This window comes from Streptomyces sp. NPDC041940, assembly GCF_055589465.1.
This window is the reverse complement of record NZ_JBVJBP010000011.1, coordinates 57,918-73,818: the sequence shown is the minus strand read 5'-3', so window position 1 is coordinate 73,818 and position 15,901 is coordinate 57,918. Positions and strand designations below refer to the sequence as shown.

Below are 15,901 nucleotides of genomic sequence, written 5' to 3'. Positions count from 1 at the left end.
GGTCAGGTTCCCTTCGAGCGGCGACAAGCGATCTCGTCGGGAAGCCTAAACTAAGGCAAGCCTAAGTCGGTACGCGGGTCCGGTCTATGAGCTCATAAGCCAACTTTATGAGCACCTCCAAGTGCCGCTTATGGCAGCGGCTGCTCCGCCCAGATGACCTTCCCGGCGGGAAGATAGCGCGTCCCCCAGCGTTCCGCGAGCTGTGCGACGAGGAACAGGCCCCGGCCGCCCTCGTCCGTCATCGTCGCGTACCGCAGATGCGGTGAGGTGCTGCTGCTGTCGAACACCTCGCAGATCAGGTTGCGGTCGCGCAGCACCCGTACATGGATGGGGCCGCCGCCGTACCGTAGCGCGTTGGTGACCAGCTCGCTCAGGATGAGCTCGGTGGTGAACGAGAGCTCGTCCAGCCCCCACTCGGTCAGCTGCCGGGTGACCGCCGCCCGCACCTCGCCCACCGCCGCCGGGTCGGACGGCACCGGCCACTCGGCGACCTGGTCGGCGGCGAGCGCCCGGGTGCGCGCGACGATCAGGGCGATGTCGTCGCTGGACCGGGCCGTGAGCTGCGAGTCCAGCACGACCCGGCAGGTGTCCTCCGGGGACTCACCGGCCCGGCTCAGTGCCTCGCGCAGCATGTCCAGGCCGACGTCTATGTCCCGCTCCCGGTCCTCGACCAGCCCGTCGGTGTAGAGCACGAGCCGGCTGCCCTCCGCCAGCTCCAGCTCCGCCGTCTCGAACGGCAGACCGCCGAGCCCGAGCGGGGGGCCGGCGGGCACCTCCGGGAACTCGACGCTGCCGTCGGGGTGGATCAGCGCCGGCGGGGGATGCCCGGCCCGCGCGACGGTGCAGCGCCGGGAGACCGGGTCGTAGACGGCGTACAGGCAGGTCGCTCCGGTGACCGGGGCGCTGCCGTCCTCCTCGGTCTCGTCCTGGTCGATACGGCCGACCAACTCGTCCAGCAGGGCGATGAGTTCGTCCGGTGGGAGGTCGAGGGAGGAGAAGTTGTGCACGGCGGTCCGCAGCCGCCCCATCGTGGCCGCGGCGTACAGTCCGTGGCCGACGACGTCTCCGACCACGAGCGCGACCCGGGCCCCCGAGAGCGGCAGTACGTCGAACCAGTCGCCGCCCACCCCGGCCTGCGCCGGCAGATAGCGGTACGCGATCTCCAGCGCCCCCTGCTCGGGCAGGTTCCGGGGGAGCAGGCTCCGCTGGAGCGTCACGGCCATGCTGTGCTCGCGGGTGTAGCGGCGCGCGTTGTCGATCGAGACGGCGGCCCGCGCGACCAGCTCCTCGGCCAGGACCAGCTCGTCCGCGTCGAAGGGCTCCGGCTTCTCGAAGCGCCAGAAGCTGACCACGCCCAGCACCAGGGTGCCGGCCCTCAACGGGACGGTGATCAGGGAGTGGATGCCGTACTCCACGATCTGCGCGGAGCGCTCGAGGTCCTGTGCCTGCCAGCCGGGGGCCTCACCCAGCCGGGGTTCCAGGACGGCCCGCCCGGTGTCGAGGCTGTGGCCCTGCGGGGAGGAGTCGACGAACCTGATCCGCTCGCCGATGGGGTAGAGCGGAGCGTCCTTGCGGATCCCGCTCAGCGCCGTACGGCTCAGCGCGGCCGCCGCGTTCGGCTGTCCGCCGCCCAGCACCGAGTCGAACAGGTCCACGGTGACGAAGTCGGCGAACCGGGGCACGGCCAGCTCGGTCAGCTCCTCGGCGGTACGGGTCACGTCGAGGCTCGTCCCGATGCCCACGCCGGCGTCGTACAGCATGTTGAGCCGTTCCCGCGCGGTCTCGGCCCGGCCCGACAGGGCGCGCAGCTCCGTGGAGTCGCGCAGTGTGGCGACGCTGCCGGGCGGACCGCCGGCGCTCTCCGTGGTCCGCTGGTTGACGGCCAGGAGCCGGTCCCCGACGAGGTGCACCTCGTCCGTGGCGACGCGCCCGGAGGCCAGCAGATCGGCGGTGCCTGGGTCGAGACCCAGGCCGAGGATGTGCCGGCCCTCGGCGTCGGAGGGCAGTCCGAGCAGGCGGTGCGCCTCGTCGTTGGCGAGCAGCAGGGTGCCGGAGCCGTCGAGGATGAGCACGCCCTCGCGGACGGCGTGCAGCACGGCGTCGTGGTGTTCGTACATCCGGGTCATCTCGTGCGGCCCGAGCCCGTGGGTCTGGCGCAGCAGCCGCCGGCTCACCAGCGCGGCGCCCGCCGTCGCCAGGGCGAGGGCCACCGCGGCGGCGGCCAGCACGAGCGGCAGCTGACGGTCGGCGGTGCCGCCGACGTTCTCGGTCGTGATCCCCGCCGATACCAGGCCCACGACCCGGCCGTCCGGGTCCTTCACCGGCACCACGGCCTGTACGAGGTGGCCGATCGTGCCCTGGATCTCCTCGGTCACCGACTCCCCGGCCAGCGCGGGCGCGATGGTCCCGACGAACTGCTTCCCGATGCGGTCCGGCTTGGGGTGGGTGTAGCGGATGCCGTCGGTGTTCATGACGACGACGAAATCGACCTTCGCCTGCTCGCGGGCGGCCTCGGCACGTGGCTGGAGCACAGCGGTGGGATCGGGGCCCTCCAGCGCATCGGCCGTGCCCGGCGCGTTGGCGAAGGTCTCCGCGACGGCGAGCGAGCGGTTACGGGCCTCCTGGGTCGTGTCGTGCCGTACCTGCAGGACCAGCGCCACGACCGCGGCCACCACCAGCAGCAGCACGATCACCACGACGAGCAGGAACACCTGTCCGGCGACGCTGCGCCCGCCCACGACCGACCGCAGCCCCGCCATCGGATGCCACCGCGACGGATCCGCCTCCCGCCGCTGCCGTGCGGACGGCGCAGTGCCGGGCCGCAGGGGCGATCGAGTCCCGGATCGACCCAAGAGTCGGACCATGTGCCATGTCTACACTGCCCGGCCCCGCGAGGCGAGGGGCATCACCCGTGGTGGCAGCGGGCCCTCACGGTTTCGTCACGTCTCCCGACGCCGTGAGCACCCGGGAGCCGCCCGCGGCCGGGCGCGCACCCTCACCTTGGCCCGATCGGAAACCTTCCGCAAAATCTCCGCAGCCTCGGGTCTCAGGTTCTCAGGGAACGCGCCAGCTCGTTCGTGGCCCGGGCGATCTCCGTGTCCTCGTCGTCCATCAGCCGGCCCAGCTCGCCGCGCCGCGCACGCACCGCCTGGCGCGCCGCGCGCTCCCACACCACGGGGTTCTCCCGATGGTTCAGCAGCTTCGGATAGACGGCGGCGGTGCTCTCCCACTGCCGGGCTTCGGCGATGTTCTTGAGCAGCTGGATGATCTGGGCGCGGCAGGTCACCTGCGGCAGCTTCGCCAGCTCCCACAGGAACGGAACCGTGGCGGCGGTGGCCTGCTCCACGACGAATCCGAACTGGCAGATCCGTTTCCGCAGGTCGTCGAGTGCGGACCGGGCCGTGTCGGGGTCGCCCCAGGCGATGCCGTTGAGCAGGAGGGGGATGGCCGCGGCCGAACCGGTGGAGTCCTGGATGTCGCCCCACGGCACGCGGTCCAGTGCCGTGAGCGGGGTGGCCCGGGCCACCCCGGTCGGGCGGTCGGGGCGCTGTGGGCGCTCGCTGCTCTGGTGTTCCGTCGAAGCGCTGCGCATGGCGTGGGGCCTTTCCGCGGCAGTCGTGTCAGAGGAATGGACAGGTCGAGAAGGAGGGCAGCACATCGGACGGCTGCTGCCTCGTCTCCGGCATCGGGGTGGTCCCGTACGGCGTCGGCGTGTGCGGGCCGGGTGGGCGACCGTGGCTCGTGCCGGGTGCGCTCGCGTGTGCCGCAGCCCCACTCGGCGGCCGGAGCACGTGCTGCGCAGGTGATGACACGGCATCTCCCCGATGCGACGTCAGGACGGGGCGCCAGCAGTGGGGTTGACGCCGCCGCTATTATCCACGCTGACGGCGCCCGCGTGCAATTGCACGAGAAATTGCGTGAAAATCAAGCCGTCATGGGTACGCAAGCCGGGACGAGTGCGGCCGGAGTACGAGAACAGCAAGGAGACCGCGGTGCCACCAGTGCAGAACGGAGTGCAGGCGAGCATGTTGGACGCCTGCTGGATCAAGAGCCGGCACAGCAACGCCGAGGGCAACTGCGTCGAGGTCGCCCCCCTCGTCGACGGTGGGATCGCGATGCGCAACTCCCGTGATCCCGACGGGCCCGCGCTCGTCTACACGGCGGCGGAGGTGGCGGCGTTCCTGGCCGGTGCCAAGGACGGCGAGTTCGACCACCTGCTCTGAAGAGGGCGGGTGCGATAGGGTAAATCGCCCTTGTGTCTGGTCTGCTGGGAGTCAGGATGTCCGCCGCGTCGCATCGCATCTCCCGTCTGGAACCCTACCTGGACAGGCCCGAGCCGGCGCCGACTCTGCTGAAGATGCTGGTCGGTGTGCAGCTGGCCGGCTGCCGTGAGGACGCCGGGCTCGCCCAGGACCAAGCGGCACGCGCTGTCGGATTCAGCCCCGCGAAGCTGTCCCGTATCGAGTCGGGCAAGGGCCGCCGCCCGCCGACGGAGAACGACGTCCGCGCGCTGCTGCGGCTGTACAACACCGGCGACTACGAGGCGTCGGTGCTGCTCAAGCTGCTGCAGCGGGCCGGTGAGCCGGGCTGGTGGCAGCGATACGACAAGCGGCTGATGCCCGAGTGGTTCGACCGGCTGGTCGGACTCCAGGAGGCCGCCGCCACCATCCGTACCTTCGAGATCCAGTACGTGCCGGGCCTGCTGCAGACACCCGCCTACACCAGGGCCGTGGTGGAGCGCGGCCTGCCGAACGCGCCCGCCGGCGAGGTGGAGCGGCGGGTCGAACTGCGCAAGCACCGGGCCCGGTTGCTGCTGCGGCGGGAGGCCCCGCAACTGTGGGCGATGATCGACGAGTCCGTGTTGCTGCGCGTCCTGGGCAGTACCGACGTGATGCGGGAACAGCTCGCGCACCTCGTCGAGATGGCCGGACGGCCGAATGTGACGGTGCAGATCGTGCCGCTGAGCGTCACCAACGCCTCGGCGCCGGCCATCCCGGTCACGTATCTGCGCTTCGGCGGCCTCGATCTGCCCGACGTGGTCTACCTGGAGCACATCAAGAGCGCGAACTTCCTCGAGGACCGTGACGAGACGGAGGAGTACCGGATCGCGCTGGACCGGCTCGCGGACGAGGCGCTCAAGCCACGTGACTCCATGGAACTGCTGCGTCGGACGATGGAGCAGCGCTACCCCTGATGATGGAGCAGCGCCCCCCGTGATGTGCGGGTGCTCCCGCTACATCTCCGTCACTTCTCCAGCGGAATCCGTCCCACGCCGCCGAACTCGATCCACTCGTGGGTCAGCTGACGCGGCGCCACCTCCGTGTCCGGTCGCCAGGTGGACACCTCCACGATGCCCGGCTGCAGGATCTCCAGGTCCTCGAAGTACGTCTCGACGTCCTTCGGCTCACGCACGCGGCCCCAGTGCCCCTGGGTGGCCTGGTCCATGAAGTTCGTGACGAAGTCCCGGACTTCGGCATCCTCGCTGACCAGCTGGCACATCACCAGGAAACTGCCGGGCGCGAGCCGCTCGCGCACACGGCGGGCCACCGCGAGCGGCCCGTCGGTGTCGCTGTCCGGGATGCAGTGGAACACCGAGTTGAAGAGCACGCACACCGGCTCGGAGAAGTCGATCAGCCGCTTGGTGTCGGGGTGGTCGAAGATCAGGTCGGTCTCGCGCATGTCCGCGTGGATCACCGTGGTGCGCTCGTCCTGCTCCAGCAGCGCACGGCCGTGGACCAGCACCATCGGGTCGTTGTCGACGTACACCACGTGCGTGGTGGGGTCGATGCGCTGGGCGACCTGGTGCACGTTGTCCTGCGTCGGCAGGCCTGAGCCGTGGTCCAGGTACTGCCGGATGCCGTACTCCTCGGACAGGGTCCGCACGACGCGCTGGAGGAAACGCCGGTTGTTGAGGGCCAGACGGCGCGTGCTGGGCACGACCTTGTCGAGTTCCTCGCACGCGGCGCGGTCCGCCGCGTAGTTGTCCTTGCCGCCCAGGTAGTGGTCGTACATGCGCGCTGCCGTCGGCACGGTCGCGTCGATCTCGGTGGACAACTGCTTCTCGGAGTGCATCGTTCCCCCTGCGAAGTGCCGCGCCTACGGCCTGGCTGGACAGGAAGTACATCCTAGGGAGCGGGAGTTGGGCGGTGCCAGCCTCTCGGCGCACATCCACCGGATCGAACGACAAGATGATTTCCCCGGGCCGGTCCGTCACCGCCGCTGCGCGGCGATCATGGCCCGGTACCAGCGGTAGCTGTCCTTCGGCGTCCGCTGCTGCGTGGCGTAGTCGACGCGGACGATGCCGAAGCGCTTGTCGTAGCCGAAGGCCCACTCGAAGTTGTCGAGGAGGGACCACACGTAGTAGCCGCGGACGTCCACGCCGGCGTCCATCGCGGCCCGCAGCGCGTTGAGATGGTCATGCAGGTAGGCGACCCGGTCGCTGTCGTGGACGGCCCCGTCGGCACTCACCTCGTCGTCCTCCGCCGAGCCGTTCTCGGTGATGTGGAGTGGCGGGAGGGTATCGCCGTAGCGCTCCTTGAGCCCCACCAGCAGATCCGTGAAGGTGCCGGGTGCGACGGGCCAGCCCATCGCGGTGTGCCGTACGCCGGGCAGTCGTACCTCCTCGTAGCGGTTGTCGGTCGCCACGCGCGACGCCGGGTCGCTCTCGCGGTACGGGGCGTCGGCGACGACGATCGGCCGGTAGTAGTTGATGCCGACGAAGTCCAGCGGCTGGGAGATCAGCTTCAGGTCGCCGTCCCGCCGGACGTCCTGGCCGGTGATCAACTCGCCCCAGGTCTCCTCCTCGGTGGCCGGGTAGCGGCCCGCCAGGATCGGCTCGGTCCACACCAGGTTGTGCAGGGTGTCGGCGCGGGTGACGGCCGACCGGTCGGCGGGGGAGCCGGTGGCGGGGAGGTGGTGGTCGAGGTTGAGGGTGATGCCCGCCTCGCGTACGCCGGCCGCCCGCAACGCCTGTACGGCCAGACCGTGCCCGACCAGCAGGTGATGGGCCGCGGCCAGCGCACCCCGGCCCTCGCGGGCACCCGGGGCGTGCCGGCCGACGGAGTAGCCGAGGAAGGCACTGCACCACGGCTCGTTGAGGGTGATCCAGCGCGGCACCCGGTCGCCCAGACGCGCGGAGACGACGGCCGCGTACTCGCCGAACCGCTCGGCGGTCTCCCGTGCCCGCCAGCCGCCGCGGTCCTCCAGGGCCTGGGGCAGATCCCAGTGATAGAGCGTGGCCGCGGGCTCGATGCCGGCCGCGAGCAGTGCGTCGACCAGCCGGGAGTAGAAGTCCAGCCCCTTGGGATTCACCGGACCGGACCCGTCCGGGACGATGCGCGGCCAGGCGATCGAGAACCGGTAGGAGTCCACGCCCAGCTCGCGCAGCAGCGCCACGTCCTGCGGATACCGGTGGTAGTGATCACAGGCGACATCGCCGTTGTCCCCGTTCGCCACCAGGCCGGGGGTGCGGCAGTAGGTGTCCCAGATCGACGGCCCACGGCCGTCCTCCTGCGCCGCACCCTCGATCTGGTACGCGGCGGTGGCGGCCCCGAACACGAAGCCGGGCGGAAAACTCGGGAAGTCAGTCATGCCTTCAACAATGCCCGGTCCTAGAATAATGATCTGGTAATAGTCAGAATTGGCAGGGGATCGAGAGGAGGAACGCGGCCGCTATTCTCACCGGATCAGGCCGATTCCCCAGGAGATGACCATGGACGACTACTACGACCTCGGCACCTACAGCCGTCCCGTCACCACGTCCTCTTCCGCAGCTCAGCTCTGGTTCGATCGCGGTCTGCTGTGGACGTACGCCTTCCATCACGAGGAGGCCGTCGCCTGCTACGAAAAGGCCGCCGAGGCCGACCCGGAGTGCGCGATGGCGTATTGGGGCATCGCCTACGCGCTCGGTCCGAACTACAACAAGCCCTGGGAATTCTTCGACGACGACGAGTTGGTGCGAACCGTCGAACGCACCCACACGGCCGTCGAACGGGCCCACGACAAGGCCGTCCGGGCCACCCCGGTCGAACAGGCCCTGATCGCCGCGCTGCGCGCCCGCTATCCGCAGCCGGAAGCCGTCGAGGACTGCTCGGTCTGGAACGAGCCCTACGCGAACGCGATGCGCACGGTGTACGAACTGGCACCCCACGACCCGGACATCGCCACCCTGCACGCCGACGCCCTGATGAACCTCACACCGTGGCAGCTGTGGGACCTGAGGACCGGGCAGCCGGCCGAGGGCGCCCGGACCGTCGAGGCCAAGGCGGTACTGGACGGCGCCCTCGCCACCGATGCCGGCGTGGGGCATCCGGGGGTGCTGCACCTGTACATCCACCTGATGGAGATGTCCCCGACGCCGGAGCAGGCCCTCACCGTGGCCGACCGTCTGCGCGGCATCGTGCCCGACGCCGGGCACCTGCACCACATGCCCTCGCACCTCGACGTACTGTGCGGGGACTACCGCCGGGTCGTCGCGGCCAACAGCGACGCGATCGCCGTCGACGAGAAGTACCATCGGCGCGCCGGCGCGATGAACTTCTACACCCTCTACCGGGCGCACAACTACCACTTCAAGATCTACGGGGCCATGTTCCTCGGCCAGGCGCAGGTCGCCCTCGACACCGCCGCTCAGCTCGAAGCGGCCATTCCCGAAGACCTGCTCCGCGTGCCGAGCCCCCCGATGGCCGACTGGCTCGAAGGCTTCCTGGCCATGCGCGTCCACGTGCTGATCCGCTTCGGCCGCTGGACCGACATCCTCGCCCTGCCCGCCCCCGCCGACCCCGGGCTCTACTCGGTGACCACCGCCATGCGGCACTACGCCCGCGGCGTCGCCCTCTCGGCCACCGGCGAGATCGGCCCCGCGGAGGCCGAGCGGGAGCTCTTCCGCGAGGCGGTGAGCCGGGTGCCCGAGACGCGGATGCTGTTCAACAACACCTGCCACGACATCCTCGCCATCGCGTCGGCCATGCTCGACGGAGAGCTCGAATACCGCAGGGGCAACCACGACCTCGCCTTCGCCGCCCTGGAGCGCTCCATCGAACTGGACGACAGCCTCCCCTACGACGAGCCGTGGGGCTGGATGCAGCCCACCCGCCACGCCTACGGCGCACTCCTGCTGGAACAGGGCCGCGTGGCCGAGGCCGAGGCCGTCTACCGCGCGGACCTCGGCCTCGACGCCACCCTGCCCCGAGCCCTCCAGCACCCCGGCAACGTCTGGTCCCTGCACGGCTTCCACGAATGCCTGCTCCGGACGGGCAAGACCGGCGAAGCGGCCCTCGTCGCCCAGCAGCTCAAGATGGCGACCGCCCTGGCCGACGTCCCCGTCGAGGCGTCCTGCTTCTGCCGGCTGGAAACGGGGCCCGGCCCCCAGCCGGACGACGCGTGCTGCCACTGACCCGCCGGCCCCGGCAGGCTCGGCCGGCTCGCGGTCAGTGACGGCACTGATCGTGGTGTGCGGCGCGCCAGGTCTCGCAGTTGTAGGTGGTGATGGTGACGTCCTTGGCCGGCAGATAGAGGGGGCGCTGATGCTTGTAGTCGTAGAGGACCACCGTGCTCGGTCCGCGCCCGATGTAGAGCAGCCGGTTGGAGTCGACACTGGTCAGGTCGAGCCGTTTGCCGCCGTCGTCGACCGCGAGCCGAATATCCGCGGGATACGCACGCACGGACAGGAGGGTGACAGGGCCGATATGGAGTGGCTCGACCCACTTGCCGCTCTTGACGTTGTCGGCCATCTCGTCGGCCACGTAGGAGACGAGGGCTCCCACCAGGAAGATGCCCGTAGCACAGCAGGCGAGCATGGTCAGAGCGCGGCGCTCACGGCCCCACAGAAAGGCCCGCGCCCGATCGGCGCGGTCACGAAGGCCGGACCAGCCCCATCGGCGTGCCATCACCAGCCCGAGCGCGACGGCGGCGAAAAGGGCGGCCGACGTGAAGATGCTCAGTGCCGCAAGACCTGCCGAACCGCTCAGCTGCGTGGAGTACTCGATTCCTACGTCGCCGGGGGCCATTCCCAGTTCACGGTAGAACTGGTCGTACTCCACGGTCAGCAGGCCGAACAGCAGTGCGCTTGCCACCGCAAGAGCCGGTAACAGGGACTTCTCGATCCAGGTGTTCCACTCGGGCGGCTCCGCGGCCAGTGCCGAGGTCGACCGGCCGGCGGACGACGTGGGACCCGGGCTTCCCGCCTGCTGCGGCACCTGTGCCGATGGGACGGAGGAACGAGGCGTCGAATTCATGCGGGAACCGTAGTGACCGCGACCTGGCAGACCCATGGAACGGACGCGACGGAGCCTCAAACCACACGTTCAGGTGATCCGGTCGACGAGTGTCGCCACGATCCGGAGAACACGGTGAGGAGGGAGGCGCAGAAGTAGCTCTATGGACCTTTGAGGTCCTGCCCCGTCGGCTCCCCTCGCGGCGGTACGGCCAACGTGGCCGCCGCGAGGAGCAGCACCACGGCGGCGATGACGAGCAGCGCCCGCCCGGTGCCCAGCGGCACAAGCAGCAGCGTGCCCAGCACGCCGCCGGCGAAGATTCCGCCCACGGTGGCAGTCCACCGCGTCCGCGCCAGCCGCTGCCTGGCCGACATCCCGCGCAGCGTCGCCCGGGGGCGCTTCAGTACGTCGTTGATGAGTTCGGCGATGGCTGTCTGGCTCAGCAGGGTCGGCATTCCCGGCACGTGGACCCGCAGCGCCGTGGAGGCACGCACCCCCATGGCCAGCGCGACGAGGGCGACAATGCCGTGATCGGGACCGGCCGCCTCGGTGCCGTGCCGCCACAGGGCCAGCGCCCCGGCGCACACCAGCAGCACGGCCTCACAGACGAGCCCGGCCTGGAACCAGGTGCTGCCCCGCTCCGCGAGCCACTTCAGCGCGACGGCCGCGAGCGCCGCCCCGACCATGAACGCGCCGATCGCGGTGGCGGGCCGCGCCACCGGGACGTCACCTTCACCGGCGAGCGCGAAGGACAGGAAGAGCACGTTGCCGGTCGCCAGCGCGCAGAACACCTTCCCCATCGTCAGAAAGCTGACGGCGTCCACCGCACCGGCCAGCATGGTGAGGACGGTCATGACGGCCACCCGCCGGGCATCGGTCGCGAGGGCTGGAGACGCGTCGGACATTCGGCCAGTGTGAGCAGCGCTGACGCCCCTCCGGGCGAACCGTCGCCCGGACACGCCGCCGAAGGCTACGCCCGGCCTACTGCGGTCCGAGAAAGAGAACTCGTCGATGCCACGTTCGCTCAGGGAACCTGACCCCGAGCGTCGAGGGAGCTTGCTGAACCTCGCGGCGGCCCGGTGCGCGCGACGCACGGGCGAAGGCGTGGCACGCTGACCGACGATCAGCTGCCGGGTGGTGACATGTCTGGGGTACGCGGTTCGCCGGGCATGAGCCATGCTCCCCTGGGATCCCTTCCTCACGTTTGGCCGCCGCTCCCGAGGTCACTCGGGAGGTGACCCCGAAGTCGGACACGACTTGGAGTGAGCGAATCGTGGCTGGAGAGCAGAAGTCCAAGGCGAAGGCCGAGCAGGCCAAGGGAAAGGCCAAGGAGACGATCGGCCGTGCGGTGGGTAACGAGCGGCTGACGGCCGAGGGCCGGGCAGAGCAGTCCAAGGGAGACGCCCGGCAGGCCAAGGAGAAGACCAAGGACGTCTTCAAACATTGAGTGCACAGGGGCCCTGCCGCGGCAGGGCCCCTCTCACATGCCCGTCGGCTCCGGCTCGAGAACGACGGGACGGGGATTGGCAGAATTCCGGATTGTCCAGTGCCAGGGGCACGACGAGGATGGCCGGACATGGGGAGACAGCGTCCGTCGCCGCACGAGGCGCGCAGCGCCGCGGAGTTCGTGGCCTGCTTGCGACGGCTCAAGGAACAGGCCGGCCTGACCTACCGGCAGTTGGAAGCCAACGCGGTACGGCGCGGTGACGTGCTCGCGCGGAGCACTGCGGCCGACGCGCTGCGCCGGGACTCGCTGCCGCGTACCGAGGTGGTCGTCGCGTTCGTCCGGGCGTGCGGAGAGAACGAGGATCCCTCCGTCTGGCTGGAGGCCAGGGACCGGCTGGCCGCCGCCGAGCCGTCGGGAGCGGACGACGGGGCCACGCCCGTGGACGACGGGTCGACGCTCACGCACGACGAACGAACCCCCGGGCACGACAGCCCGACACACACGGACGATCACCCGGCACACACCGCGGGCGCCCCGACCCCCGGTCCCACACCCGCCTCGGCCCCGGAACACCCCACCGTCCCCGGGAACCGACGAGCCCTGGCCGCCTCCGCCGTCGCCGCGCTCCTGCTCGCCGCCGTCGGAGCCTGGGCGCTGCTGCCCGGCGAGACGAGCGGCCGGGGCACGGGAACGCGCGCGGCCGGTGTCGGACCACGCCCGGATCCTTCCGCGATCCCCTCCTCGACCACCGATGTCGAAGGCCCGCCACCAGGACCCGCGCGGATCCGCCCGGCTCTGGCCCCCAAGCTGTGCGTCACCGAAGGCCACGACCGCAAGGGGCGCTACCGGAGCCAGGTCGCCGTCCAGCGCCCCTGTGCCGACGCCACACCGCCCGACCTGTCACTGGTGTCGGTCGGCACCACAGGCTCGTACTACATCCAGTGGCGCCACCCGGTGTACGGCGACGGCTGTCTCACCGCGCTGGGCAGCGGCCATGTCGTCGAGGGACTGCTCGAACCCTGGCCCTGGGAGAGCTGCTCGGCGGACCGCACCAGTCAGCACTTCTTCTTCGACCCCGCCGGAGGATCCGAGGCCGACGGCTATCGGATCCACGTCGTGCAGAACGGGATGTGCCTCGGCGTCAACGGCACCGACGACCGGGCGGCGGGCGCCGAGATCGCCCAGCAGCGGTGCACGGGTGCTCGGGAGCAGGAGTTCCTGGTGGACGCAGTCGAATGACACCACCCGTCAAGCCGTGACCGCGGGTGTCCCCTCAGGTGTCTCCTCCAGAGGGAAGTGGCACGCCGCACCGTGGAGGGGCGCACCCGGCGGGGGTCCGGGTACGACTTCGGCGCACAGGTCCCGCACCCGAGGGCACCGGGTCCGGAACCGGCAACCCGACGGCGGGTCGGCGGGAGACGGGATCTCGCCGGTGAGCACGATGCGTTCCCGCCTGCGACCGCTGCCGGTCACCGGCGAAGGGGCCGCCGACAGCAGCGCCTCCGTGTACGGGTGGCGCGGCCGCTCGTAGACCTCCTCCGTCGGGCCCGTCTCCACGATCCTGCCCAGGTACATCACGGCGACCCGGTCGGCGAGGTGCCGCACCACGGACAGGTCGTGCGAGATGAACACGTACGCCAGCCCCAGCTCGTCCCGCAGGTCGCACAGGAGGTTGAGCACCTGAGCCTGTACCGACAGGTCCAGCGCGGAGACGGGTTCGTCGCAGACGATCACTTCGGGTTCCAGCGCCAGGGCCCGGGCGATGCCGATCCGCTGCCGCTGACCGCCGGAGAACTCGTGCGGGTGGCGGGCCGCGTCCGACGCGCGCAGGCCGACCATCTCCAGCAGTTCGGCGACGCGCGCCGCCCGCCGCGCAGGGGGGACGAGGTCGCGATGGGTCAGCCAGGGCTCCCCGATGAGATCCGCCGCGCTGAGGCGGGGGTTGAGCGAACCGAACGGATCCTGGAAGACCATCTGCACCTTCCGCCGCCACGCGAGCAGCTCCGCACCCGACAGCGTGAACGGGTCGACGCCCTCGTACCGCACGGTGCCCGCGTCTGGCCGCTCCAGCCGCAGGAGGAGCCTGGCCAGCGTGGACTTGCCGCACCCGGACTCGCCGACGAGGCCCAGGGTCTCCCCGCGCCCGAGAACCAGGTCCACCCCGTCCAGGGCCCGGAGCCGGGTGCCGCCGCGCACGGTCCGCCGGACGGTGAAGCTCTTGGCCAGACCGACGGCCTCCAGCAGGGTCCCGCGTTCAGGCATCGGCCAGTTCCTTCCCGAAGTGGCAGGCGGCGGCCCGGCCTGCGCCGGTGCCGGTCAGCGCCGGACGGTGGGTCACGCACCGCTCCCGAGCCATGGGGCAGCGCGTGCGGAAGGCGCAGCCGGCCGGCACCGCGGCCGGGTCCGGCGGACTCCCGGGAATCGACGTCAGGCGCGAGCCCCGGTGCTGCTCGGCCGGCACCGACTCCAACAGGCCCCGGGTGTAGGGGTGGTGGGGTCGGCCGAACACCTCGGCCACCGGCCCGGTCTCCACCACCGTCCCCGCGTACATCACGGCTACCCGGTCCGCGTGCTCGGCGGCGAGCCCGAGGTCGTGCGTGATGAGGACGAGCGCAGTGCGCTGCTCGCCGCGCAACTCGCCGAGCAGGTCCATGATCTGCGCCTGCACGGTGACATCCAGAGCGGTCGTGGGCTCGTCGGCGATCAGGACCTTGGGCCGCAGGGCGACCGCCGTCGCGATGAGGAGGCGCTGCCGCATGCCTCCCGAGAACTGGTGCGGATAGGCGTCCGCCCGGGAGCGGGCCTCCGGGATGCCCACGCGTTCCATCAGCTCCACCGCCCTGGTCCGCGCCGCGCGCCGGGACATGCCCTCGTGGATGCGGAACGGCTCGGCCAGCTGCGCTGCGACCGTGTGGACGGGGTTGAGCGCGCTGAGCGCGTCCTGGAAGACCATGGCCAGGCCCGGGCCGGCCAGTCGGCGCCTGGCCCGCGCTCCGAGCCCGAGCAGATCCTGGCCGTCGAGCCTGACCTGCCCGCCCACCACCTCGGCGACCGGGTCGAGCAGACCGGCGACGGCGTGTGCGGTCATGCTCTTGCCACACCCCGACTCGCCCAGCAGCGCCAGCGTCTCGCCCGACCGCACGGCGAAGCTCACGCCGCGGACGACACGCACCGGCCCCGCCGGGGTGTGCACGTCGACGGACAGGCCGTCCACGACCAGGACGCCGCCCGGAGACAAGCCCTCGGTGCGGTGGCTGTCCACCGGAGCGGCGGTGCCCGTCACCGAACCCTCGCTGCCCCCGCCCCCGCCCGCCCCACGCGGACCCCGGGCACGCCGCCCCAGCCCCTGCCGCCACCGCTGCCCCGGATCCGTCGTCAGCCGGGCCCACGAGGCGAGAACGGTCGCCGACACGGTCGTGACGACGATCGCGAGCCCGGGAAAGAGCGCGATCCACCACGCGCTCTGCAACTCCTGCCGCCCCTGCGCGACCATCAACCCCCAGCTCACGTCCGGCGGTTGGATGCCGATGCCCAGAAAGCTCAGCGAGGACTCGGCCAGCATGACGAAGCAGAAGTCGAGCGCCGCGACGGTGAGCAGCGTGGGCAGCACGCCCGGCGCGACATGGCGCCGGATGGCCGCCCAGCTGCCTGTGCCGAACGTCCGGGCCGCGTCCATGAACAGCCGGCTGCGCAACTCCGCGGCCTCGGCCCGGGCGGTACGGAGATACACGGGGATCCGGGCGACGGCCAGCACCAGCACGATGCTCGCGGCACTCGGCGAGAACACGTACAGCACGACCACGGCCAGCAGCAGCGACGGGAAGCTGAGGATCACATCGGCCACCCGCAGCGACACGCTCTCGCGCCAACCGCCGTGGTAGCCCGCCCACATGCCCCACACCGAGCCGATGACCAGCGAGCACAGCACGGCGGGCACCGCCACGGCCAGGGTCGTCCCGGCCGCGGCCAGCAGTCGCGCGGCGACGGGCCGGCCGAGGGAGTCGCTGCCGAGGACGAAGGCCCAGCCGTGGTCGAGACCGAAGGGCGGCCGGCCCGGGTCACGCAGGTTCTGACGGGTCGCCAGGTCCCCGGCCACGAGCGGCCCCAGCACGGCGCTCAGCGCGATCAGGAACAGGAGCAGGGCCGCCGCGCAGGCGAACCGGTCCCGGAGCAGCAGGGCGAACCAGCGCCGCCGTACGGTCGTACCGTCCGTCTGGGATGTGGCTTTGTGAAGCATGTC

13 protein-coding genes are annotated in these 15,901 nt (G+C 71.0%); 5 read left to right on the top strand and 8 right to left on the bottom strand.

All coding sequences use genetic code 11. From position 1 onward, the window contains the following. Nucleotides 1-128 precede the first annotated feature (128 nt). Both ACZ6I3_RS19990 and ACZ6I3_RS19985 read right to left on the bottom strand, forming a co-directional pair. Complete coding sequence (locus tag ACZ6I3_RS19990) at nt 129-2,759, bottom strand: SpoIIE family protein phosphatase (RefSeq protein WP_469416119.1); 2,631 nt, start codon at nt 2,757-2,759, stop codon at nt 129-131. 287 nt (nt 2,760-3,046) lie between these two features. After that, nucleotides 3,047-3,592, bottom strand: a complete 546-nt coding sequence (locus tag ACZ6I3_RS19985; RefSeq protein WP_469416117.1) for a hypothetical protein — start codon at nt 3,590-3,592, stop codon at nt 3,047-3,049. Nucleotides 3,593-3,992: 400 nt separating this feature from the next. Between ACZ6I3_RS19985 and ACZ6I3_RS19980 the strand changes: the two genes are divergently transcribed. Together ACZ6I3_RS19980 and ACZ6I3_RS19975 are read left to right on the top strand one after the other, a co-directional pair. Next, complete coding sequence (locus ACZ6I3_RS19980) at nt 3,993-4,223, top strand: DUF397 domain-containing protein (protein ID WP_454641476.1); 231 nt, start codon at nt 3,993-3,995, stop codon at nt 4,221-4,223. A gap of 56 nt (nt 4,224-4,279) precedes the next feature. Further along, the gene (locus ACZ6I3_RS19975; RefSeq protein ID WP_469416116.1) at nt 4,280-5,194 is read left to right on the top strand and encodes a helix-turn-helix domain-containing protein; all 915 of its coding nucleotides are present in this window, start codon (nt 4,280-4,282) and stop codon (nt 5,192-5,194) included. Between the two features lie 50 nt (nt 5,195-5,244). Here ACZ6I3_RS19975 and ACZ6I3_RS19970 read toward each other — a convergent pair whose 3' ends face one another. Next, nucleotides 5,245-6,072: an SAM-dependent methyltransferase gene (locus ACZ6I3_RS19970; RefSeq protein WP_469416114.1), complete on the bottom strand. Its 828-nt coding sequence runs from the start codon at nt 6,070-6,072 to the stop codon at nt 5,245-5,247. A gap of 138 nt (nt 6,073-6,210) precedes the next feature. Continuing rightward, nucleotides 6,211-7,590 (bottom strand): GH1 family beta-glucosidase, encoded by a 1,380-nt coding sequence (locus tag ACZ6I3_RS19965; RefSeq protein ID WP_469416112.1) that lies wholly within the window; start codon nt 7,588-7,590, stop codon nt 6,211-6,213. Between the two features lie 121 nt (nt 7,591-7,711). Here ACZ6I3_RS19965 and ACZ6I3_RS19960 point away from each other — a divergent pair, with 121 nt between their 5' ends. Beyond that, nucleotides 7,712-9,394, top strand: coding sequence for a hypothetical protein (locus tag ACZ6I3_RS19960; protein ID WP_469416110.1), 1,683 nt, complete (start codon nt 7,712-7,714; stop codon nt 9,392-9,394). Nucleotides 9,395-9,428: 34 nt separating this feature from the next. Here ACZ6I3_RS19960 and ACZ6I3_RS19955 read toward each other — a convergent pair whose 3' ends face one another. Together ACZ6I3_RS19955 and ACZ6I3_RS19950 are read right to left on the bottom strand one after the other, a co-directional pair. Then, nucleotides 9,429-10,235 carry a hypothetical protein gene (locus ACZ6I3_RS19955; RefSeq protein ID WP_469416108.1) on the bottom strand — a complete coding sequence of 269 codons (807 nt, stop codon included), beginning with the start codon at nt 10,233-10,235 and terminating at the stop codon, nt 9,429-9,431. Nucleotides 10,236-10,375: 140 nt separating this feature from the next. After that, nucleotides 10,376-11,119: a YoaK family protein gene (locus ACZ6I3_RS19950; protein ID WP_469416106.1), complete on the bottom strand. Its 744-nt coding sequence runs from the start codon at nt 11,117-11,119 to the stop codon at nt 10,376-10,378. A 368-nt stretch (nt 11,120-11,487) separates the two neighbouring features. On the opposite strand from ACZ6I3_RS19950, the gene ACZ6I3_RS19945 reads away from it, so the two are divergent. Both ACZ6I3_RS19945 and ACZ6I3_RS19940 read left to right on the top strand, forming a co-directional pair. Further along, nucleotides 11,488-11,661, top strand: a complete 174-nt coding sequence (locus tag ACZ6I3_RS19945; RefSeq protein ID WP_184586600.1) for a CsbD family protein — start codon at nt 11,488-11,490, stop codon at nt 11,659-11,661. A gap of 129 nt (nt 11,662-11,790) precedes the next feature. Then, nucleotides 11,791-12,900, top strand: a complete 1,110-nt coding sequence (locus ACZ6I3_RS19940) for an XRE family transcriptional regulator (RefSeq protein WP_469416104.1) — start codon at nt 11,791-11,793, stop codon at nt 12,898-12,900. 9 nt (nt 12,901-12,909) lie between these two features. On the opposite strand, the gene ACZ6I3_RS19935 is transcribed toward ACZ6I3_RS19940, so the two are convergent. After that, nucleotides 12,910-13,923, bottom strand: a complete 1,014-nt coding sequence (locus tag ACZ6I3_RS19935) for an ABC transporter ATP-binding protein (protein ID WP_469416103.1) — start codon at nt 13,921-13,923, stop codon at nt 12,910-12,912. Continuing rightward, nucleotides 13,916-15,898 carry a dipeptide/oligopeptide/nickel ABC transporter permease/ATP-binding protein gene (locus ACZ6I3_RS19930; protein ID WP_469416102.1) on the bottom strand — a complete coding sequence of 661 codons (1,983 nt, stop codon included), beginning with the start codon at nt 15,896-15,898 and terminating at the stop codon, nt 13,916-13,918. The genes ACZ6I3_RS19935 and ACZ6I3_RS19930 overlap by 8 nt, the downstream gene beginning before the upstream one ends. Nucleotides 15,899-15,901 lie beyond the last annotated feature (3 nt).

Excerpts from the sequence above, each read along its gene's own strand:
- ACZ6I3_RS19990 (WP_469416119.1), bottom strand. The coding sequence starts at position 2,759 with ATGGCGGGGCTGCGGTCGGTCGTGGGCGGGCGCAGCGTCGCCGGACAG.
- ACZ6I3_RS19985 (WP_469416117.1), bottom strand. The coding sequence starts at position 3,592 with ATGCGCAGCGCTTCGACGGAACACCAGAGCAGCGAGCGCCCACAGCGC.
- ACZ6I3_RS19975 (WP_469416116.1), top strand. The coding sequence starts at position 4,280 with ATGTCCGCCGCGTCGCATCGCATCTCCCGTCTGGAACCCTACCTGGAC.
- ACZ6I3_RS19970 (WP_469416114.1), bottom strand. The coding sequence starts at position 6,072 with ATGCACTCCGAGAAGCAGTTGTCCACCGAGATCGACGCGACCGTGCCG.
- ACZ6I3_RS19965 (WP_469416112.1), bottom strand. The coding sequence starts at position 7,590 with ATGACTGACTTCCCGAGTTTTCCGCCCGGCTTCGTGTTCGGGGCCGCC.
- ACZ6I3_RS19960 (WP_469416110.1), top strand. The coding sequence starts at position 7,712 with ATGGACGACTACTACGACCTCGGCACCTACAGCCGTCCCGTCACCACG.
- ACZ6I3_RS19955 (WP_469416108.1), bottom strand. The coding sequence starts at position 10,235 with ATGAATTCGACGCCTCGTTCCTCCGTCCCATCGGCACAGGTGCCGCAG.
- ACZ6I3_RS19950 (WP_469416106.1), bottom strand. The coding sequence starts at position 11,119 with ATGTCCGACGCGTCTCCAGCCCTCGCGACCGATGCCCGGCGGGTGGCC.
- ACZ6I3_RS19940 (WP_469416104.1), top strand. The coding sequence starts at position 11,791 with ATGGGGAGACAGCGTCCGTCGCCGCACGAGGCGCGCAGCGCCGCGGAG.
- ACZ6I3_RS19935 (WP_469416103.1), bottom strand. The coding sequence starts at position 13,923 with ATGCCTGAACGCGGGACCCTGCTGGAGGCCGTCGGTCTGGCCAAGAGC.
- ACZ6I3_RS19930 (WP_469416102.1), bottom strand. The coding sequence starts at position 15,898 with ATGCTTCACAAAGCCACATCCCAGACGGACGGTACGACCGTACGGCGG.